Below are 17,794 nucleotides of genomic sequence, written 5' to 3' on the forward strand. Positions count from 1 at the left end.
CCGCCTACTCCTCTTCGCTCGTGCCGGCGGGGGCGATCACCGGCGGGTTGGGGGCAGTGTTGAATTCCGGTCCGAGGCGGCCCTCGAAGCCGCGGTCGCGCAGGATCTGCATCTGGCGCTCGTACTCCTCAACGGAGACGACCTCGACGTTGAACAGCATCAGTGAGTGGAACTCGCCGCACAGCTCGGCGCACTTGCCGACGTACGAGCCTTCCTTCTCGGGGATGAAGTACCAGTAGTTCGTGCGGCCGGGAATCATGTCCTTCTTGTAGAGGAAGTCGATGATCCAGAACGAGTGGATGACGTCACGCGACTCGAGGACGATTTCGACCTTCTGCCCGACCGGGAGGTAGAGAGTCGGCAGCGACTCGGGGTCGATCGTGTTGTTCGGGCCCGTCTCTTGGGCCTGAATGCCCGAGTAGTAGACGTCATCGGTGAGGTAGTTGAAGTCCCATGCCCAGCGCTTGCCGTACACCTCGATCGACACGTCGGGGTCTTCCAGGGGCGCCTCGATGGCGGCCTGGTCACGAGCGGTGAAGGCGAAGAAGCCGAGGACGAGGATGAGCGGGACGATCGTGTAGAACGCCTCGATCGGCATGTTGTACCGCATCTGCACCGGCAGGCCGGTCTGGCCGCGGCGGCGGCGGTAAACGACGGCGGCCCAGATGATGAGACCCCACGTGATGACGCCGACGGCGAGGAGCACGATCCACGAGGTCGTCCACAGGCCGATGACGCGGTCGACCTGATTGGTCGTGCCCGGTTCGGTGGGAAGCCATCCGAGCTGCATCTGCTGGGTGCAGCCCGCGAGGGCGAGGGTGGTGATGATGGCGGTGGGAATCGCCATCAATCGAAGACGTCGGTTGGAACGCACCGGTGACCTCTCGTCGCGACGGGGGTGTGAATCGTCTGTCAGTCTACGTTACGCCGGGTGCACGATCGGGCCCCTGACGCTCCGAAACCCCTGCCAAAGCAGGGATTTCGGGGGCGTCGGAGTGTGGTATCACACCGCGGCGAGACGCGATTAGTGGAAGCTGTCCCCGCACGCGCAGGAGCCCTGCGCGTTGGGGTTGTCGATCGTGAAGCCCTGCTTCTGAATGGTGTCTTCGAAGTCGATCGAGGCACCCTCGAGGTAGGGAACGCTCATCTTGTCGACGACGACCTGCACACCGCCGAAGTCGCGCGTGGCGTCGCCGTCGAGCAGACGCTCGTCGAAGTAGAGCTGGTAGATGAGGCCCGAGCAGCCGCCGGGCTGAACCGCGAGGCGCAGGCGCAGGTCGTCGCGCCCCTCCTGGGCCAAGAGCGACGCCACTTTTTCAGCGGCGGCGTCGGTGAGAGCCACCCCGTGGGTGGCCGGCTGCGTGGCGGTGTCCGTCATAGTGTCGTCCTTCCGAACGGTCGTGTCGTCAGTGTACGTCGGTCTACTGGGAGCGATTGTTGAGGCGCGCGAGCAGGACGGCCTCGGTGAGAATCGCGCGGCGCAGCACGCCGAGGTGGAGCGACTCGTTGGGACTGTGGGCGCGCGTGTCAGGGTCTTCGACGCCCGTCACGAGCACGTGCGCGTCGGGGAAGGCCTCCGCGAGGTCGGCGATGAACGGGATCGACCCGCCCACGCCCGTCAGCTGGGGTTCGGCGCCCCAGGCATCGCGCATGGCCTGTCGCGCCTCGTCGGCGCCCCAGCCGCTCGTGTCGACGAGGAACGGGTTGCCGAGGTCGACGTGGCCGAACTCCAGGTGGGCTCCGAACGGTGCGTGCGCCTCGAGGTGGGCGCGGAGGGCCTCAAAGGCCTCGGCGGCGCTCTGACCCGGGGCAACGCGCGCGCTGATCTTCACCGAGACACTCGGCAGCAGGGTGTTCGACGCGTTCTGCACGCTCGGCGCGTCGATGCCCGTCACCGTGATCGCCGGCTGTGCCCAGAGGCGACTGAGGATGCGCCCCCGGCCGATCGGCGTGACCCCCGGGAGGAGGCCCGCCTCGTGGCGGAACCGCTCCTCGTCGTCGTCCGGGACCTCCTGCTCGTGGGCGCGCATGCCCTCGACCGCGACCGAGCCATCGTCGTTGTGGAGGCTCGCGAGAAGCCGCACGGCGGCCATCATGGCGTCCGGCGCCGCTCCCCCGAGCATCCCGGAGTGCGATGCGTGCGCGAGTGTGGAGATCGTCAGCGTGAAGGCGGCGTTGCCGCGCAGTCCGACCGTCAGCGACGGCGTGTCGATCGTCCAGTTGTCGCTGTCGGCCACGACGATCACGTCGGCAGCGAGGGTGTCGCGGTGCGCGTCGAGCAGGGCGCGGAAGGAGCGCGAGCCGAACTCCTCCTCCCCCTCGATGAAGACCACGATGCCGACGTCGGGGTCGCCGACCGTCTCGACGAGCGTGCGAATGGCCGCAACGTGCGCGATCACGCCCGCCTTGTCGTCGGCGGCGCCCCGGCCGTAGAGGCGGTCGCCGCGCACGGTCGGCTCGAAGGCCGGCGAGTCCCACAGTGTCTCGTCACCGGGCGGCTGCACGTCGTGGTGGGCGTAGAGCAGCACCGTCGGGCGGCCCGCGCGGGGCTCACGGCGGGCGAGGACGGCCGGCTGGCCGAGCGTGTCGGACCCCGCGGCGACCGGTGCCTGCACAATGTCGACGCGGTCGAAGACCTTGAGCCCGCGCAGCAGCTCGGCGGTCGCCTCGGCGGACGCTCGCACGTGCGCTGGGTCGAACCCATCCCACGACACCGAGGGGATGCGCACGAGCTGCGACAACTCGGCGATCGTCTGCGGCATGCGATCGCGCACGCTATCGGTGAGGGAAGCGAGGAGCTCGGGGGCGGTCGGGGCGGGCCGGGCGTCTGAGGTCATGCGGGTACCCTAATGGGCAAGACCCAACCGGAAGGACGAGCCGCCGTGGCCCGCAGGAACGACCCGAGCACTCCCCTCAGCGCCGCCGAGCAGGCGACCGCCGACGCCGAAACGGCCGCCCTCGCCGCCTCGACGGGGAAGGGCCGCCCCACGCCGACGCGCAAGGAGCGCGAGGCCGCGCGCAAGCGCCCGCTCGTGCCCAACGATCGCAAGCGCGCACGGGAGGAGAACCGCCAGCGCATGGCCGAGGCGCGCGAGCGCGCCCGCGAGGGCCTCGCCCGAGGCGACGAGCGCTACCTGCCGCAGCGCGACCGCGGCCCGCAGCGCCGCTACGTGCGCGACTACGTCGACGCGCGAACGAGTTTCGGCGAATTCATGATTCCGGTGATGTTCCTCGTGATCATCGCCACCTTCCTGCCGAGCCTTGACGCGCAGTTCATCGCGATTATCGCCCTGTGGGCGTTCTTCCTCATCGCCGTGGCCGACAGCATCCTGCTCGCGAATCTCGTCAAGCGCCGGTTGAAGAAGAAGTTTGGCGACGATCGCGTCGAGAAGGGCGTGGGCTGGTACGCCGGAATGCGTGCCCTGCAGCTGCGCGTGCTGCGCCTGCCGAAGCCGCAGGTCAAGCGCGGCGAGTACCCCGTCTAGCCCGAGGACCGCTCGACGAGACTAGGCACGGGATGCGCGGGCGAGGCCCCGCAGGATCTCTCGCGCCCACAGCGGCCCGCGGTACAGGAACCCCGTGTAGCCCTGGATGAGGGTGGCGCCCGCCGCGAGCCGCTCGCGCGCGTCGTCAGCTGACTCGATGCCCCCGACGGCGATGACGCAGAAGTCGGCGGGCACGACGCGGCGAATGATGCGGAGCACATCGAGGGCGCGGGCGCGCACGGGCGCCCCGCTCAGGCCCCCCGCACCGGCCGCCTCAACGCGAGCGGCGTCGGTGACGAGCCCTGCACGGCCGATGGTGGTGTTCGTGGCGATGATGCCGGCAAGCCCCTTCGCGACGGCTAGCCGCGCGACCGCCTCGACGGCCTCATCGTCGAGGTCGGGGGCGATCTTAACGAGCACCGGAAGGCCACCAGCCTCGTCGAGGACCGCGTCGAGGAGCGGCCCCAGGAGGGTGTCGTCTTGCAAGCCGCGGAGGCCGGGCGTGTTCGGCGACGACACGTTCACGGCGAGGTAGTCGGCGACGGGGGCCATGAGGCGAGCGCTCTGCCGATAGTCGTCGATGGCGTCGGCGACGTCGACAACGCGCGACTTGCCGATGTTCGCGCCGATGATCGGCCCGGCAACGCGTGCACGAGCCCGACGGACGTTGTCGGCGGCGGCCTGCGCCCCGCGATTGTTGAAGCCCATGCGATTGATCACGGCCCGATCCGCAACGAGCCGGAAGAGCCGCGGGCGGGGGTTGCCCTCCTGCGGGATGGCCGTCACCGTGCCCACCTCGATGTGCCCGAAGCCGAGTGCCCAGAGCCCGCGAATCATGTCGGCGTTCTTGTCGAAGCCCGCGGCCATCCCCCACGGCGACTCAAACGTCAGGCCGAGGGCGTGCACCGACAGCGACGGGTCGGGGCGACACACGCGGCGTACCACAGCGGTGAGGCCGAGGCGCGGAATCGCGCGGATGACGGACGCGGCGAGGTGGTGCGCACGCTCGGGATCGATGCGGGTCAGCACCGTGCGAAAAACGAGGTCGTAGAGCCCCATCACTCGGCGCTCGAGGCGCGTTCGGCGTCTTCCGCTCGCAGTTGCGTGATGGCGGCTTCGAAGTCGTCGAGATTCTCAAAGGCCTGGTAGACGCTCGCAAAGCGGAGGTAGGCGACTTCATCGAGCTGCCGCAGCTCGGGCAGGATTGCGAGACCAATGTCGTTCGCCTCGAGCTGCGATGCCCCGGTGGCGCGCAGATTCTCTTCCACCCGCTGGGCGAGCTGAGCGAGGTCGCCGTCGGTCACCGGTCGCCCCTGGCAGGCTTTGCGCACGCCGGCCACGATCTTGTCGCGGGAGAAAGGCTCGGCCACGCCCGAGCGCTTGACCACGGAGAGCGATGCGGTCTCGGTCGTCGAGAAGCGTCTGCCACACTCGGGGCACTGGCGCCGGCGCCGAATAGCGAGGCCGTCGTCGCTCGTGCGGGAGTCGACGACGCGGCTGTCTGTGTGCCGGCAAAAGGGGCAGTGCATGGTGCTTCAGCCTAGTCGAGCGGGTGCTCTCCCTCGGTGAAGCGCGCAGTGATCGCCGCGCCGTGCGCGGGCAGGGCCTCGGCGTCACTGAGCGCCACGACGTGGTGAGCGATGCTCTGCAGCGCGGCGCGGTCGTACTCGACGATCTGCTGCGCCCGCAAGAAGGTATAGGCGCCGAGCCCCGCGCTGAACCGCGCCTGGCCGCCGGTCGGAAGAACGTGGTTTGACCCCGCGGCATAGTCGCCGAGGCTCACCGGCGTGTGGTCACCGAGGAAGATCGCGCCGGCGTGACTCAACTGCGGCAGCAGCGCGTGCGGGTCTGCCGTCTGCACTTCGAGGTGTTCGGGGCCATACGCGTCACTGAAGCGGCAGGCCGTCTGGAGATCGTCGACGAGGACAATCGCCGACTGCGCCCCCTCGAGGGCCGTCCTTACCCGATCCGCGTGCGGAGTGCCCGCGACCGCCGCGGGCAGCCGCGCGGCGACGGCCTCGGCGAGTGAGGCGCTCGGGGTCACGAGGACGGCTCCGGCGAGCTCGTCGTGCTCGGCCTGGCTGATCAGGTCGGCGACTACGAGATCAGGCGACGCGGTCTCATCAGCAATGACCAGAATCTCGGTGGGGCCCGCCTCGGAATCGATGCCGACGACACCCGTGACCGCGCGCTTGGCCGTGGCGACGAACAGGTTGCCCGGGCCGGTAATGACCTGGACGGGCTCGAGGCCAATCCCTGGCACGCCGTAGGCAAGGGCGCCAATCGCCCCGGCCCCGCCCATTGCGTACACCTCATCGATGCCCAGCAGCGAGGCCGCGCCCAGAATCGTCGGGTGCACCGAACCGCCAAAGGCCTCCTGCGCAGGCGAGGCAAGGGCGATGGATGCGACACCCGCTCCCTGCGCGGCGAGCGCGTTCATCACGACGCTCGACGGATACACGGCCTTACCGCCGGGGACGTAGAGACCGACCCGGTCGACCGGACGCCAGCGCTGGATGATCGTGGCGCCGGGCGCGATCTCGGTGCGCACCTCGGGCGGCACCTGGGCGGCGGTCCCCCGCCGCACCCGCGCAATGGCCTCAACCAGCGCCTCCCGCACGCGCGGGTCGAGCGAGCGCTCCGCGGCGGCAATCTCGTCGGCGGGCACCCGAATGGACGCGGGGCGCGCTCGATCGAAGCGTTCCGCCTGCTCGAACAGTGCATCCTCACCGCGTGCGCGCACGTCGGCGATGATCTCGGCAACGGCCGCCTGGGCGGAGCCGATGTCGGACGGGGAGCGCGGAACGAGAGCCAACAGCTCGGCGTTCGTGAGCGTGCGGCCGCGCAGGTCGATCGTCTGAATCATGGCCCCTGCATGCTACCCGCGCCCCGCTTCGGGAATACCCGGGCGTGGGTGCGGTTGACTCCTCACGTGACTACTCCCCAGGCTCCTGACGCTTCCGGCTTCGACGCGTTCGCGCAGGCCTTCCGGCGCCACGCGGCCGGCGTGGCCATCGTCACTGCGCTCACCCCGGAGGGGCGGCCCGTCGGCTTCACCGCCACCTCGCTCGCCTCGCTCGCCGCCACTCCCCCGCTCGCGACGTTCAACATGGCGCGCACGGCCAGCAGCTGGCCCGCGATTGAGAACACCGAGTACGTCGCGATTCACATCCTCGGAGAGCGCGCTCTTGGCGTGGCGCAGATCATGTCGGGCGATAACGCCAGGCGCTTCGACGGCGACCACTGGGAGGCGGGGCCCTTCGGGCTTCCGATCATCACCGACGCGACCGCGTGGCTGGTGGGGCGCATCGTCGCCCGCACCCCCGTCGCCGACAACGCGATGATCGCGGTGCAGATCGTAGAGGGGGCACTCGGCGAACCGGACCAGCCGTTGACCTACCACGAGCGGGCGTACCGGGCGCTCGGCGCAGCGCTGCGCTAACGACGCGCAGCGCGCGTTCTCGCCCCGCGCATCCTGAGCGGCCGTCGTCGCCCCGCCGTTAGGCGAGGGCGCGCGGCCCGAGCAGGCTCTTCACCTCGCCGAAGAACCCCGCGGTCGTGTCGATGCGGTGGGGCAACTCGAAGATGCGGGCGGTGTCGTCGCGCACCAGGCGCAGGCGCACCTCGGTGTCGCCGCGGTGGCGGTTCAAGACGGCGTCAAGCTCGGCAACCACGTCGACGGTGGCGCGTTGTTCGCGCACGGACAGCACGATGGGCCCGGAGTCGGTGCTGACCCCGAAATCGGGCGTCGACAGGGTCATCGCCTGCAGGGTGATGCCGTCGTCGCGGTGGTTGACACGCCCACGGACCACCACGATGGTGTCGGCGACGAGCCCCTGCGCAAACTCTTGATACGTCTTGCCGAGGAACATCACCGTCAGCTCGCCGCCGAAGTCTTCGAGCGTGATCATGCCGTAGGGGTTACCCGACTGGCGGGCCACACGGTGCTGCACGCTCGTGATGAGGCCGGCGACCGTCACCTGCTCGCCGTCACCCGGAGGGTTGTCGTTGAGCTCGGCGATGCCGACGCCGGCGTGCTTCGCGAGTGCGACCTCGAGGCCCGCCAGCGGGTGGTCGGAGACGTAGAGCCCGAGCATCTCGCGCTCGAACGCCAGCTTGTCTTTCTTCGGCCACTCGGGTCGTTCGGGGACGGATGCGGGGGTCGCCTCGCCCTCGTCAAACAGGCTGTCAAAATCGAAGCCGATGTCGCCCTTGTCTTCGGCGCGCTTCTCTTTCACTGCGGCCTCGACGGCGCCCTCGTGGATCTCCATGAGTGCGCGGCGGGTGTCTCCGAGCGAGTCGAAGGCGCCCGCCTTGATGAGCGACTCAATGGCGCGCTTGTTGGCGACGGGGGTCGGCACCTTCTTCAAGAAGTCGTGAAAGCCGGTGAAGCGACCCTTCTCATCGCGGGCCTGACGGATGCCCTCGACAACGTTGTGGCCGACGTTGCGGACCGCGCCGAGACCGAAGCGGATGTCGTCGCCCACGGCCGCGAAGTACTCGATCGACTCGTTGACGTCGGGCGGAAGGACGGTGATGCCCATGCGGCGGCACTCGTTCAGGTATACCGCCATCTTGTCTTTCGAGTCGCCGACGCTCGTGAGCAGCGCCGCCATGTACTCGGCGGGGTAATGGGCCTTCAGGTAGGCGGTCCAGTACGAGACGACGCCGTACGCGGCCGAGTGGGCCTTATTGAAGGCGTAGTCGGAGAAGGGCAAGAGGATGTCCCACAGCGTCTTCGTCGCCGCCGCGGAATAGCCGTTCGCCGCCATGCCCGCCTGGAAGCCCTCGTACTGCTTGTCGAGCTCGGACTTCTTCTTCTTGCCCATCGCGCGACGCAGCAGATCGGCTTGAGCGAGCGTGTAGCCCGCGAGCTTCTGGGCGATCGCCATGACCTGCTCTTGGTAGACGATGAGGCCGTAGGTGGTGCCGAGCACCTCCTCGAGCGGCTCGGCCAGCTCGGGGTGAATGGGCGTGATCGGTTGGCGGCCGTTCTTGCGCAGGGCGTAGTTCGTGTGGCTGTCGGCGCCCATCGGGCCGGGGCGGTAGAGCGCGAGAACGGCCGAAATGTCTTCGAAGTTGTCGGGCCGCATCATGCGCAGGAGCGAGCGCATAGGCCCGCCGTCGAGCTGGAAGACGCCGAGCGTGTCACCCCGGGCGAGGAGCTCGTACGCGGCGGGGTCGTCGAGGGTGAGGTCTTCGAGAATCAGCTCGGTGCCGCGGTTCGCGCGAATATTGTCGAGCGCGTCATCGATGATCGTGAGGTTGCGAAGCCCCAGGAAGTCCATCTTGATGAGGCCGAGCGACTCGCACGCCGGATAGTCGAACTGCGTGACGATCTGGCCGTCCTGCTCGCGCTTCATGATCGGGATGATGTCGATCAGCGGCTCACTCGACATGATGACGCCCGCCGCGTGCACACCCCACTGCCGCTTCAGATTCTCGAGGCCGAGCGCCGTGTCGAAGACGCGCCGCGCATCCGGATCGGTATCAATCACCGCGCGGAAGTCGTTCGCTTCCTTGTACCGGGGGTGGTCCTTGTCGAACATGCCCGAAAGAGGCATGTCTTTGCCCATGACGGCCGGCGGCATCGCCTTCGTCAACTTCTCACCCATGCCGAAGGGGAAGCCGAGCACGCGCGAGGAGTCTTTCAACGCCTGCTTCGCCTTGATCGTGCCGTAGGTGACGATCTGCGCCACCCGCTCGTCGCCGTACTTCTCGGTGACGTAGCGAATCACCTCGCCGCGGCGACGGTCGTCAAAGTCGACGTCGAAGTCGGGCATCGAGACACGGTCGGGGTTCAGGAAGCGCTCGAAGATCAGGCCGTGTTCGAGCGGGTCGAGATCGGTGATGCGCATGGCGTACGCGGCCATCGAACCGGCACCCGAGCCGCGGCCGGGGCCCACCCGAATGCCGTTGTCTTTCGACCAGTTGATGAAGTCGGCAACGACGAGGAAGTAGCCCGAGAAGCCCATCTGGGTGATGACGCCGATCTCGTACTCGGCCTGCGCCTTCACCCGGTCGCTGATGCCGTTCGGGTAGCGCCGCTCAAGGCCCGTCCAGACCTCTTTCGTGAACCAGCTGTTCTCGGTCTCGCCCTCGGGAACCGGGAAGCGCGGCATGTAGTTCGCGCTCGTGTCGAATCGCGTGTCGACGCGCTCGGCGATCAGCAGCGTGTTGTCGCAGGCTTCGGGGTGGTCGCGGAACAGCTCGCGCATTTCGCGGGCGGTCTTCAAGTAGAACTCGTCGGCGTCGAACTTGAAGCGGTTCGGGTCATCGAGGGTCGAGCCCGACTGCACGCAGAGCAGAGCCGCGTGCGAGCTCGCGTCGCCGGGGTGGGTGTAGTGCAGGTCGTTCGTCGCGACGAGCGGCAGCCCCAGGTCTTTCGCGAGGCGAATCAGGTCGCTCATGATGCGGCGCTCGATGCCGAGACCGTGGTCCATAATCTCGGCGAAGTAGTTCTCTTTACCGAAAATGTCGCGGAATTCGGCGGCCGCCTCACGGGCCTTGTCGTACTGGCCGAGCCGCAGGCGCGTCTGCACCTCACCGCTCGGGCAGCCGGTCGTCGCGATCACGCCCTCGCTGTACTGCGTCAGCAGCTCGCGGTCCATGCGGGGCTTGAAGTAGTAGCCCTCAAGCGAGGCGAGCGACGACATGCGGAACAGGTTGTGCAGGCCGGTGGTGTTCTGGGCGAGCATCGTGATGTGCGTGTAGGCGCCCGCGCCCGAGACGTCGTCTTCGCCGCCGTTACCCCACTTCACGCGCGTCTTGTCGCTGCGGTGGGTGCCCGGTGTCAGGTAAGCCTCGGTGCCGATGATGGGCGTGATGCCGGCCTCGGTCGCTGTGCGCCAGAAGTCGAAGGCGCCGAACATGTTGCCGTGGTCGGTGACGGCGATGGCGGGCATGCCCTGGGCAACGGCCTCGTCAATGAGCGGCTTGACGCGCGCCGCCCCGTCGAGCATGGAGTACTCGCTGTGCACGTGCAGGTGGACGAACGAGTCAGCGCTCACGGAACCTCCGTCGACGGGTGGGGAGCACCCAGTCTAGGTCGGCCGCGCGCCCCGCTCGGGCATGTCGCGGCGGGTGTCACAGGGGCTGTCAGGATGCGCGGAGCACGTCGAGCGCGTGGGCCAGGTCGTCGGGGTAGCTCGACGCAAATTCGACCCGCTCGCCTGTCGCGGGGTGCGTCACGGTCAAGCGCATGGCGTGCAGCCACTGACGAGTGAGGCCAAGTTTCGCGCTCAGCGTCGGGTCAGCCCCGTACATGGCGTCGCCCACGCACGGGTGGCGCTGCGCGGCCATGTGCACGCGAATCTGGTGGGTGCGCCCCGTCTCGAGATGAATCTCGAGCAGGGTGGCGGCCGGGAACGCTTCGAGCGTGTCGTAGTGGGTGATTGAGGGCTTGCCTCCCGCGACGACGGCGAACTTCCACGCCGACCCCGGGTGTCGGCCGATGGGGGCGTCGATCGTGCCGGAGAACGGGTCGGGGTGCCCCTGCACGACGGCGTGGTAGACCTTGTCGACCTCGCGGTCGTGAAACTGCCGCTTCAATTCGCGGTAGGCGTTTTCGGATTTCGCGACGACCATGAGTCCGCTTGTTCCCGCGTCGAGGCGGTGCACGATGCCCGCCCGCTCGGCCGGGCCCGAGGTCGCGATGCGGTAGCCGGCGCCGGCGAGAGCACCGAGCACGGTCGGGCCATCCCAGCCGACGCTCGGATGGGCGGCGACCCCCACGGGCTTGTCGATGACGACGAGGTCGTCGTCATCGTGGACGACGCGCAGGTTCTCGACGACGACGGGGCGGATGCTCGGCGAGTCGCGCGGTTGCCAGCTCACCTCGAGCCATTGACCAGCCGCCACCCGGTCAGACTTACCGACCGTGCGCCCGTCGAGGGTTACTCCCCCGGTGTCGGCGATCTCGGCCGATTGGGTGCGGGAGAAGCCGAGCAGTTTGGACAGCGCAACGTCGACACGCTCCCCGGAACGACCGTCGGGGACGGGCATCGATCGCGACTCGGTCACGATGACGCCCGTCCCCGACGGGTGAGTGCGGTGCTCAGTTGCCGTAGCCCGGGTACTGCGGGTTCTGCTGGCCCGGGTAGACGGGGGCAGAGCCGGGAGCCGAGCCGGGCTGACCGAAGGTCGGCGCCGAGCCGGGCTGGCCGTAGGCGGGAGCCGAGGCGGGCTGGCCGTAGCCGGTGTCGCCGCCCTGATCTCCCCATGCCGGGCTGGCGTCCGCGGACGCCGCGGCCGTGGTGTCGGGGGCCGGCGACATCTCGGTCGAGCTGTTGAGCTCGGCGAGCTGCGTCTCGATGTAACTGCGCAACTGCTGGCGATACTCGCGCTCGAATGTGCGCAGCTGCTCAACCTGCTGCTCAAGAGTCGCCTTCTCGGATGCGAGGGCCTCGACCGCGGCGCGCTGCTTGCCCTCAGCCTCGGTGACGAGGCGCTCGGCCGTGGCCTCGGCCTCGCTCACCATGCGCTCGGACGCCGCCTGGCCCTCGGCGATGAGCTGGTCTCGCTTCGCCAGACCCTCGCGCACGTGCTCCTCGTGCAGGCGACGGGCGAGCTGCAGAAGGTTCGCCGTGTTCGTCGACTCGATGTCGGCCTGGCTGCCGTAGTCAGAGGTGGGCGCCACGGCGACCGGCTCGGGCGCGGGGGCCGAGGCGACCGCGGGCTCGGGAGCGGCGGGCGCCGACGCAACCGCGGGCGCCGAGGCGGGCGCGGGTGCCGATGCGGCGCTGCGCTGCGCCTCGGAGATGCGCGCGTCGGCCGCGACCAGGCGCTGGCGCAGTTCGTCGTTCTCTTGGTTCAGGCGACGAAGCTCGACCACAATTTCGTCGAGGAAGTCGTCGACCTCGTCTTGGTCGTACCCTTCCCGGAACTTCGTGGACTGAAAACGCTTGTTGACGACGTCTTCGGGCGTGAGGGCCATGCGCGTCACCTCGAACTTTCTGGAGCGATTGGATAACGGTGGGGTAACGCTAGCAACATCGCGTCACACCCGTCACTTCTGCGACACCCAGCGTACAGCCGGGGCCGACGGTATGCACCGTGGCTTACGGGCGAACAAGATTCATGAGCAGCCACACGACGAACAACACGATCATGAACGCCAAATCGAGCTGGATGCCGCCGAGCCGGAGGGGCGGCACCACCCGGCGCACCGTGCGAATCGGCGGGTCGGTGATGGTGTAGCTGACCTCGGCGAGCACCACCATGGCTCCGCGCGGGCGCCAGCCACGGTTGAGTACCTGCACCCAATCGAGGATGAACCGAGCCCACAGGGCGATGAAGACGATCAGGAGCGCGACGTAGAGCACGCCGAGAACGATCGAGACAAGCGATTCCACGGCTCTAGTGTCTCAGGCGCCGCTGAGTGAACGCGCTACTCGCGGCCGTCGAACGACGCGTCAACATCGCTCTCGGGTTCGGCCGACTCGCCACTCACCGCCACGTGCGCGGGCGACAGCAGGAAGACCTTGGCGGTCACGCGCTCGATCTTGCCGTACAGGCCCTGCGAGAGCCCGCTCGCGAAGTCGACGAGGCGTCGCGCCTCGGACTCGGTCATCTGCGTCAGGTTGATGATCACGGGGATGCCCTCGCGGAAGCTTTCCGCGATGATCGCCGCATCTTTGTAGTGGCGCGGGTGGACGGTGAGGATCTCGTTCATGTCGGGGGCGGCCGCGGCCGGACGCACGGATGCGGCACGACGCAGCGGGGTCACGGGCGCCTTTTGCGGCGCACTGGCGGTCGGTGCGGCGGCAGCCGCAGCGGGAGCGGGGGACGCAGGGGCCTCAGCGCGGTCGTCGTACTGCACCTCTTCGTCGGCGAGGCCGAGGTAGACCATGGTCTTGCGCAGCGGGTTGCTCATGCCTGTTCCTTACGTGTGCGTGTGCTGTCGAGGTTAGGGGGCGGCCGGACGTTTTCCGGTGATTGCCGTGCCGATGCGGAGGTGTGTCGCCCCCTCCGCAATGGCGTCGGGAAAGTCGCCGGACATCCCGGCCGAGATCGCGGTGGCCTCGGGGGCGATGCGCTGCAGCCGTTCGGACAGCAGGCGCAGCCGGGCGAAGGCTGATCGTGGGCTCTCGTCGAGTGGTGCCACCGCCATGACTCCCGCGAGGCGGATCGACGATTCGGCGAGAACTGCTTCGGCGAGGGCGTCGAGAGCGTCGGGCTCCACGCCACCGCGACCGGGGTCGTCCGTCAGATTGACCTCGAGGAACACCTCGCACGGCTCCTCGGTGCGCGCCAATGCGCGCACCAGGGACGGGCGGTCGACCGAGTGGATGATGCGGGCGTACGACAGCACCGCCCGGGTCTTGTTTGACTGCAGTTGGCCGACGAAGTGCCAGGTGAGGTCGAGGTGAGCCAACTCGGCAGCCTTGGGCGCCGCATCCTGATGACGGTTCTCGCCAACATTCCGAATACCCAGGGCGTGGAGTTGACGAATGAGCGACGCGCTGTGGAACTTCGTGACGGCAATCACCGTCACCTCGTCGGGGCGCCGAGCGGCATCGCGACAGGCATCCGCAACCCTGCCGAGCACGCTCTCCACGCGCTCGGCGAGGTCGACGGGGATCGTCACGATCTCAGCGCAGGAATTCGGGGACGTCGAGGTCGTCATCGACCTCGACCGCGGCGTCGAGCGGGTCGATCGGCGCGGTCGCGCCGAGCGGCGCGGCGGCGCCGAAGCGCTCGGCACCCTCGACCTCACCGGCACTCTCGTCCGAACCCTCTGCGTCGAGGAAGGACGAGCGCCGGTCAGCACGAACGGCCTGCGGCTCTCCCCCATCGAAGCCCGCCGCGATGACGGTGACCCGCACCTCATCGCCGAGGGTGTCATCGATCACGGCACCGAAGATGATGTTCGCTTCGGGGTGCACGGCCTCTTGGACGAGGCGCGCCGCGTCATTGATCTCGAAGATGCCGAGGTTCGACCCGCCCTGGATCGACAGCAGGACGCCGTGGGCGCCATCAATGCTCGCCTCCAGCAGCGGGCTGGCAACGGCGAGTTCGGCGGCCTTGATCGCGCGGTCGGCTCCCCTGCTGGAGCCGATGCCCATGAGGGCGCTGCCCGCACCCTGCATGACGCTCTTGACGTCGGCGAAGTCGAGGTTGATGAGGCCGGGGGTCGTGATGAGGTCGGTGATGCCCTGAACACCGGCGAGCAGCACCTGGTCGGCGGTCGCGAAGGCCTCGAGCATGCTGATGCCGCGGTCGCTGATCTCGAGGAGGCGGTCGTTCGGCACGACGATGAGCGTGTCGACCTCGTTCTTCAGCGAGGAGACGCCGTCTTCGGCCTGCGCCTGACGGCGCTTGCCCTCGAAGCTGAACGGCTTCGTGACGACACCGATGGTCAGCGCGCCGATCGACTTGGCGATGCGGGCGACGACCGGCGCACCGCCGGTGCCGGTACCGCCACCCTCGCCCGCGGTGACAAAGACCATGTCGGCACCCGCGAGGGCCTCCTCGATCTCTTCCGCGTGATCCTCGGCAGCACGGCGGCCGACCTCGGGGTCGGCGCCCGCGCCCAGACCGCGCGTGAGTTCACGCCCGACGTCGAGCTTGACGTCGGCGTCGCTCATCAGCAGCGCCTGGGCGTCGGTGTTGATGGCAATGAATTCGACACCGCGGAGGCCGAGCTCGATCATCCGGTTGACGGCGTTCACGCCGCCGCCGCCGATGCCGACCACCTTGATTACGGCGAGGTAGTTCTGGTTCGTGGTCACTGGGGCCTCCGTCTAACCTTCAACCTCTACCTGAGGTGTAAGGTATCCTCACAACTGCTGATTAACCGGAACGGTACGGCCCCAGAGCCACCCGCCCGGTGAGGCCGCGCGCGTGTCGCTCAAGCGGGCGGCGTGATTCGTGTGCCCGGGCCGGATCAGCCGGCGTCGCGGACGACGAGACTGTCCGGAGCCGAGACGTCGTAGGTCCAGCGCACCGCCTGGTCGGTCGCGGCGATCGCCGCGTCGAGCACCCGGGTTTTTTGCGCCGAGCGCTCGGCATCGCCCCAGATCACGATGTGCGCGCTGTCACGCAGCTCGAAGGTGACGTCATCGCGGGTCGACGCCGACACGGTGCGGATGCGCGCCACGACCTCTCGGGGAACCGCAATCAGGACGTCGGCGACCGCCCCGAACGCGACTCCTTCGGCGTCGTCGCTCGGCAGCTGGATCAGCGGAACACCGTCGGGGATCGCGTCAGTGACCTCGATGACGACACCCGCCGCATCCACCAGTTCGACGCCGTTCGCCGTCTCGAGCGCGCCGATGGGGGCGCGCTCGACGATGCGAACGATAAGGGTGTTGGGTGGAACGATCTCGGTGGCGAAGGAGCGCACCAGGGTGAAGTCGGCGAGGTCGGCGGCGATCTCGTCGTCGGACAGGAAGGCGAGCGGCGTTCCGCGGTGCTCGTCGAGGGCATCGACCACCCGCTGCGGGTCGAGGCGAGACGCACCCGTGACCTCGATCGTCGTCAGCGACATGATCGGGCTGAGCGTCACGACCGCGACGCCGCCCACCAGGCTCGCCAACGAGATGCCGGCGCCCAGCGCGATGGCTTTGCGTCGCCGCGAGATACGCGTAAAGCGCCGCACCTCGCCGCGCTCGGACCGTCGGCGTTCCCGGGCAGCGCGACGCTCGAGACGGTGCGCATCGCGACGGGCGCGCCGAGCGTTGCGCGCAAGCGATCGAGCGGACGGCGGTGACGGCGTGGCTGCCTCCCCCTCGCCGGCATCGGGAGCGACATCGCGCACGCGCGCACGGCCCCCGAGCGGCGCATCACGCGGGGCGCGCGAGGCAGGCGGGGCCTGCGGCGCACGCGACGCTGCTGATTCGCGCGGCGGCACGGGGCCGCCGATTCCCTCGGGGCGCTTCACGCCCCCGCCCGGCGCTCGATGGCGGCGCGGAGCTCGGGGATGATGCGGTACACGTCGCCACAGCTGAGGGTCATGACGATGTCGCCGGGGCGGGCGATCTCGGCGACCCGGGCGGCCGCATCGTCCCAGTTGGGTCGGTAGTCAACCCGAGCCTGATCGGCAAACGCGTCGGCCACGAGCGCCCCCGTGACGCCGGGAATCGGATCCTCGCGCGCCCCGTACACGTCGAGCACGATCGTGTGGTCGGCTCCGCGCTCGTAGACGGTCGCGAAGTCGCCCGCCATGGCCTGCGTGCGGCTGAACAGGTGCGGCTGGTGCACCGCGATCACGCGGCCCTCGCCGACGACGCTGCGCGCCTGCTGCAGGGCGGCGACCACCTCGGTGGGGTGGTGGGCGTAATCGTCGTAGAGGCGCACACCGTCGGCCTCGCCGTGGCTCTCGAAGCGGCGCTGCGTGCCCGCGAACCCGTCGAGTGCGGCGACCGCCTCGCCGAGCTCCACTCCGAGCACAGACAGCAGCGCGACGACGCCCGCTGCGTTGACCGCGTTGTGGCGGCCCGGCACGGCAAGGCGACCGGATGCGCGCACGCCGTCGCGCTCGAGGGTGAACGTCACGGGGCCGGTCGTTCCGATCTCGGTGATGCGCACATCCGCGTCGGCGGACTCACCGAAGGTGACCAGCCACGGAAGGGGGGCGCCGCCCGCGGCGGCCTCGCGCATCCGCTCGCTCAGTCGACGGGTGGCGGGGTCGTCGGCCGAGAGGACGACCGCCTCGCGCACGGCGGATGCGAAACGCCAGAAGGCTTCGTCGATGGCGTCGGCGGATCCGTAGTGGTCGAGGTGGTCGGAGTCGATGTTTGTGATGATCGCGAGGGCCGTGTCGTACAGCCGGAACGAGCCGTCTGACTCGTCAGCCTCGACGATGAACAGCTCACCCTCGCCCCAGGCGGCCGAGGTGCCGGCCGACTGGATGACCGCACCATTGATGAAGGACGGGTCGCGGTCGAGCGCGCGCAACGCCTCGACCGCCATGCCCGTGGAGGTCGACTTGCCGTGGGCCCCGGCGACGGCGACAAGCCGCTCGCCCCGGACGAGCCACGCCAGCGCGTTCGCGCGGTGCAGCACGGGGATGCCCCGCGATAGCGCTTCTTGGTATTCGGGGTTGTCCTGCCAGAGCGCGCCCGTGACGACGAGCGCCTCCGCGTCGCCGACGTGCGCCGCGTCGTGGCCGATCGCGACGGGGATGCCCAGCTCGCGCAGCGCCGTCACCGTCGGGGACTCGGCGCGGTCGCTTCCCGTCACGACGTGGCCGCGGGCGTGCATCATGCGGGCGATGCCGCTCATGCCACTGCCGCCGATGCCGACGAAGTGCAGGCGGCCGAGGGTGTCGGGCAGGACGAGGTCGAGGTCAGGAGCAATCATCGGCC

At 69.0% G+C, this 17,794-nt stretch carries 16 protein-coding genes and 1 pseudogene; 2 read left to right on the forward strand and 15 right to left on the reverse strand.

Annotated features, from left to right (window positions below; translation table 11 throughout):
* Positions 1 to 4: 4 nt before the first annotated feature.
* The 3 genes from ctaC to EV141_RS11420 form a co-directional block, all read right to left on the reverse strand.
* On the reverse strand, positions 5 to 874 hold the full coding sequence (gene ctaC / locus EV141_RS11410) for an aa3-type cytochrome oxidase subunit II (protein WP_446499864.1): 870 nt from the start codon (positions 872 to 874) through the stop codon (positions 5 to 7).
* A 150-nt stretch (positions 875 to 1,024) separates the two neighbouring features.
* Positions 1,025 to 1,378, reverse strand: coding sequence for a HesB/IscA family protein (locus EV141_RS11415; RefSeq protein ID WP_130486095.1), 354 nt, complete (start codon positions 1,376 to 1,378; stop codon positions 1,025 to 1,027).
* Between the two features lie 43 nt (positions 1,379 to 1,421).
* Positions 1,422 to 2,837 carry a dipeptidase gene (locus EV141_RS11420; RefSeq protein WP_130486096.1) on the reverse strand — a complete coding sequence of 472 codons (1,416 nt, stop codon included), beginning with the start codon at positions 2,835 to 2,837 and terminating at the stop codon, positions 1,422 to 1,424.
* Positions 2,838 to 2,882: 45 nt separating this feature from the next.
* Here EV141_RS11420 and EV141_RS11425 point away from each other — a divergent pair, with 45 nt between their 5' ends.
* Positions 2,883 to 3,485 carry a DUF3043 domain-containing protein gene (locus tag EV141_RS11425; RefSeq protein WP_241969240.1) on the forward strand — a complete coding sequence of 201 codons (603 nt, stop codon included), beginning with the start codon at positions 2,883 to 2,885 and terminating at the stop codon, positions 3,483 to 3,485.
* A 21-nt stretch (positions 3,486 to 3,506) separates the two neighbouring features.
* Here EV141_RS11425 and EV141_RS11430 read toward each other — a convergent pair whose 3' ends face one another.
* From EV141_RS11430 to hisD, 3 genes are read right to left on the reverse strand one after another with little or no spacing between them, the layout of a single operon-like run.
* Positions 3,507 to 4,544 carry a quinone-dependent dihydroorotate dehydrogenase gene (locus EV141_RS11430; RefSeq protein WP_130486098.1) on the reverse strand — a complete coding sequence of 346 codons (1,038 nt, stop codon included), beginning with the start codon at positions 4,542 to 4,544 and terminating at the stop codon, positions 3,507 to 3,509.
* Complete coding sequence (nrdR, locus tag EV141_RS11435) at positions 4,544 to 5,014, reverse strand: transcriptional regulator NrdR (RefSeq protein WP_130486099.1); 471 nt, start codon at positions 5,012 to 5,014, stop codon at positions 4,544 to 4,546. Before nrdR ends, EV141_RS11430 begins: the two co-directional genes overlap by 1 nt.
* A gap of 11 nt (positions 5,015 to 5,025) precedes the next feature.
* On the reverse strand, positions 5,026 to 6,351 hold the full coding sequence (hisD, locus tag EV141_RS11440; RefSeq protein ID WP_130486100.1) for a histidinol dehydrogenase: 1,326 nt from the start codon (positions 6,349 to 6,351) through the stop codon (positions 5,026 to 5,028).
* A gap of 66 nt (positions 6,352 to 6,417) precedes the next feature.
* On the opposite strand from hisD, the gene EV141_RS11445 reads away from it, so the two are divergent.
* Positions 6,418 to 6,927 carry a flavin reductase family protein gene (locus EV141_RS11445; protein ID WP_241969241.1) on the forward strand — a complete coding sequence of 170 codons (510 nt, stop codon included), beginning with the start codon at positions 6,418 to 6,420 and terminating at the stop codon, positions 6,925 to 6,927.
* A gap of 58 nt (positions 6,928 to 6,985) precedes the next feature.
* On the opposite strand, the gene dnaE is transcribed toward EV141_RS11445, so the two are convergent.
* The 9 genes and pseudogenes from dnaE to murC form a co-directional block, all read right to left on the reverse strand.
* Positions 6,986 to 10,447 (reverse strand): DNA polymerase III subunit alpha, encoded by a 3,462-nt coding sequence (gene dnaE, locus EV141_RS11450; RefSeq protein ID WP_241969253.1) that lies wholly within the window; start codon positions 10,445 to 10,447, stop codon positions 6,986 to 6,988.
* 136 nt (positions 10,448 to 10,583) lie between these two features.
* A complete protein-coding gene (locus EV141_RS11455; protein ID WP_130486163.1) occupies positions 10,584 to 11,489 on the reverse strand; it encodes an RluA family pseudouridine synthase in 906 nt (301 codons plus the stop codon).
* Between the two features lie 52 nt (positions 11,490 to 11,541).
* On the reverse strand, positions 11,542 to 12,420 hold the full coding sequence (locus EV141_RS11460) for a DivIVA domain-containing protein (RefSeq protein WP_130486103.1): 879 nt from the start codon (positions 12,418 to 12,420) through the stop codon (positions 11,542 to 11,544).
* A gap of 124 nt (positions 12,421 to 12,544) precedes the next feature.
* Positions 12,545 to 12,838 carry a YggT family protein gene (locus EV141_RS11465; RefSeq protein WP_130486104.1) on the reverse strand — a complete coding sequence of 98 codons (294 nt, stop codon included), beginning with the start codon at positions 12,836 to 12,838 and terminating at the stop codon, positions 12,545 to 12,547.
* Positions 12,839 to 12,873: 35 nt separating this feature from the next.
* Positions 12,874 to 13,359: a cell division protein SepF gene (locus tag EV141_RS11470; RefSeq protein WP_130486105.1), complete on the reverse strand. Its 486-nt coding sequence runs from the start codon at positions 13,357 to 13,359 to the stop codon at positions 12,874 to 12,876.
* Positions 13,360 to 13,392: 33 nt separating this feature from the next.
* The gene (locus EV141_RS11475; protein ID WP_130486106.1) at positions 13,393 to 14,112 is read right to left on the reverse strand and encodes a YggS family pyridoxal phosphate-dependent enzyme; all 720 of its coding nucleotides are present in this window, start codon (positions 14,110 to 14,112) and stop codon (positions 13,393 to 13,395) included.
* On the reverse strand, positions 14,078 to 15,217 hold the full coding sequence (gene ftsZ / locus EV141_RS11480; protein WP_130486107.1) for a cell division protein FtsZ: 1,140 nt from the start codon (positions 15,215 to 15,217) through the stop codon (positions 14,078 to 14,080). The genes EV141_RS11475 and ftsZ overlap by 35 nt, the downstream gene beginning before the upstream one ends.
* Positions 15,218 to 15,372: 155 nt before the next feature.
* Positions 15,373 to 16,245, reverse strand: coding sequence for a cell division protein FtsQ/DivIB (locus EV141_RS11485; protein ID WP_130486108.1), 873 nt, complete (start codon positions 16,243 to 16,245; stop codon positions 15,373 to 15,375).
* 25 nt (positions 16,246 to 16,270) lie between these two features.
* Positions 16,271 to 17,789 (reverse strand): annotated as a pseudogene (murC, locus tag EV141_RS11490) (UDP-N-acetylmuramate--L-alanine ligase).
* Between the last annotated feature and the right edge of the window lie 5 nt (positions 17,790 to 17,794).

The sequence above is a fragment of the Microcella putealis genome (assembly GCF_004216575.1).
GTDB lineage: Bacteria > Actinomycetota > Actinomycetes > Actinomycetales > Microbacteriaceae > Microcella > Microcella putealis.

Excerpts from the sequence above, each read along its gene's own strand:
- dnaE (WP_241969253.1), bottom strand. The coding sequence starts at position 10,447 with ATGCTCGACGGGGCGGCGCGCGTCAAGCCGCTCATTGACGAGGCCGTT.
- nrdR (WP_130486099.1), bottom strand. The coding sequence starts at position 5,014 with ATGCACTGCCCCTTTTGCCGGCACACAGACAGCCGCGTCGTCGACTCC.
- EV141_RS11470 (WP_130486105.1), bottom strand. The coding sequence starts at position 13,359 with ATGAGCAACCCGCTGCGCAAGACCATGGTCTACCTCGGCCTCGCCGAC.
- EV141_RS11430 (WP_130486098.1), bottom strand. The coding sequence starts at position 4,544 with ATGGGGCTCTACGACCTCGTTTTTCGCACGGTGCTGACCCGCATCGAT.
- EV141_RS11420 (WP_130486096.1), bottom strand. The coding sequence starts at position 2,837 with ATGACCTCAGACGCCCGGCCCGCCCCGACCGCCCCCGAGCTCCTCGCT.
- EV141_RS11460 (WP_130486103.1), bottom strand. The coding sequence starts at position 12,420 with ATGGCCCTCACGCCCGAAGACGTCGTCAACAAGCGTTTTCAGTCCACG.
- EV141_RS11415 (WP_130486095.1), bottom strand. The coding sequence starts at position 1,378 with ATGACGGACACCGCCACGCAGCCGGCCACCCACGGGGTGGCTCTCACC.
- EV141_RS11475 (WP_130486106.1), bottom strand. The coding sequence starts at position 14,112 with ATGACGACCTCGACGTCCCCGAATTCCTGCGCTGAGATCGTGACGATC.
- hisD (WP_130486100.1), bottom strand. The coding sequence starts at position 6,351 with ATGATTCAGACGATCGACCTGCGCGGCCGCACGCTCACGAACGCCGAG.
- EV141_RS11455 (WP_130486163.1), bottom strand. The coding sequence starts at position 11,489 with ATGCCCGTCCCCGACGGTCGTTCCGGGGAGCGTGTCGACGTTGCGCTG.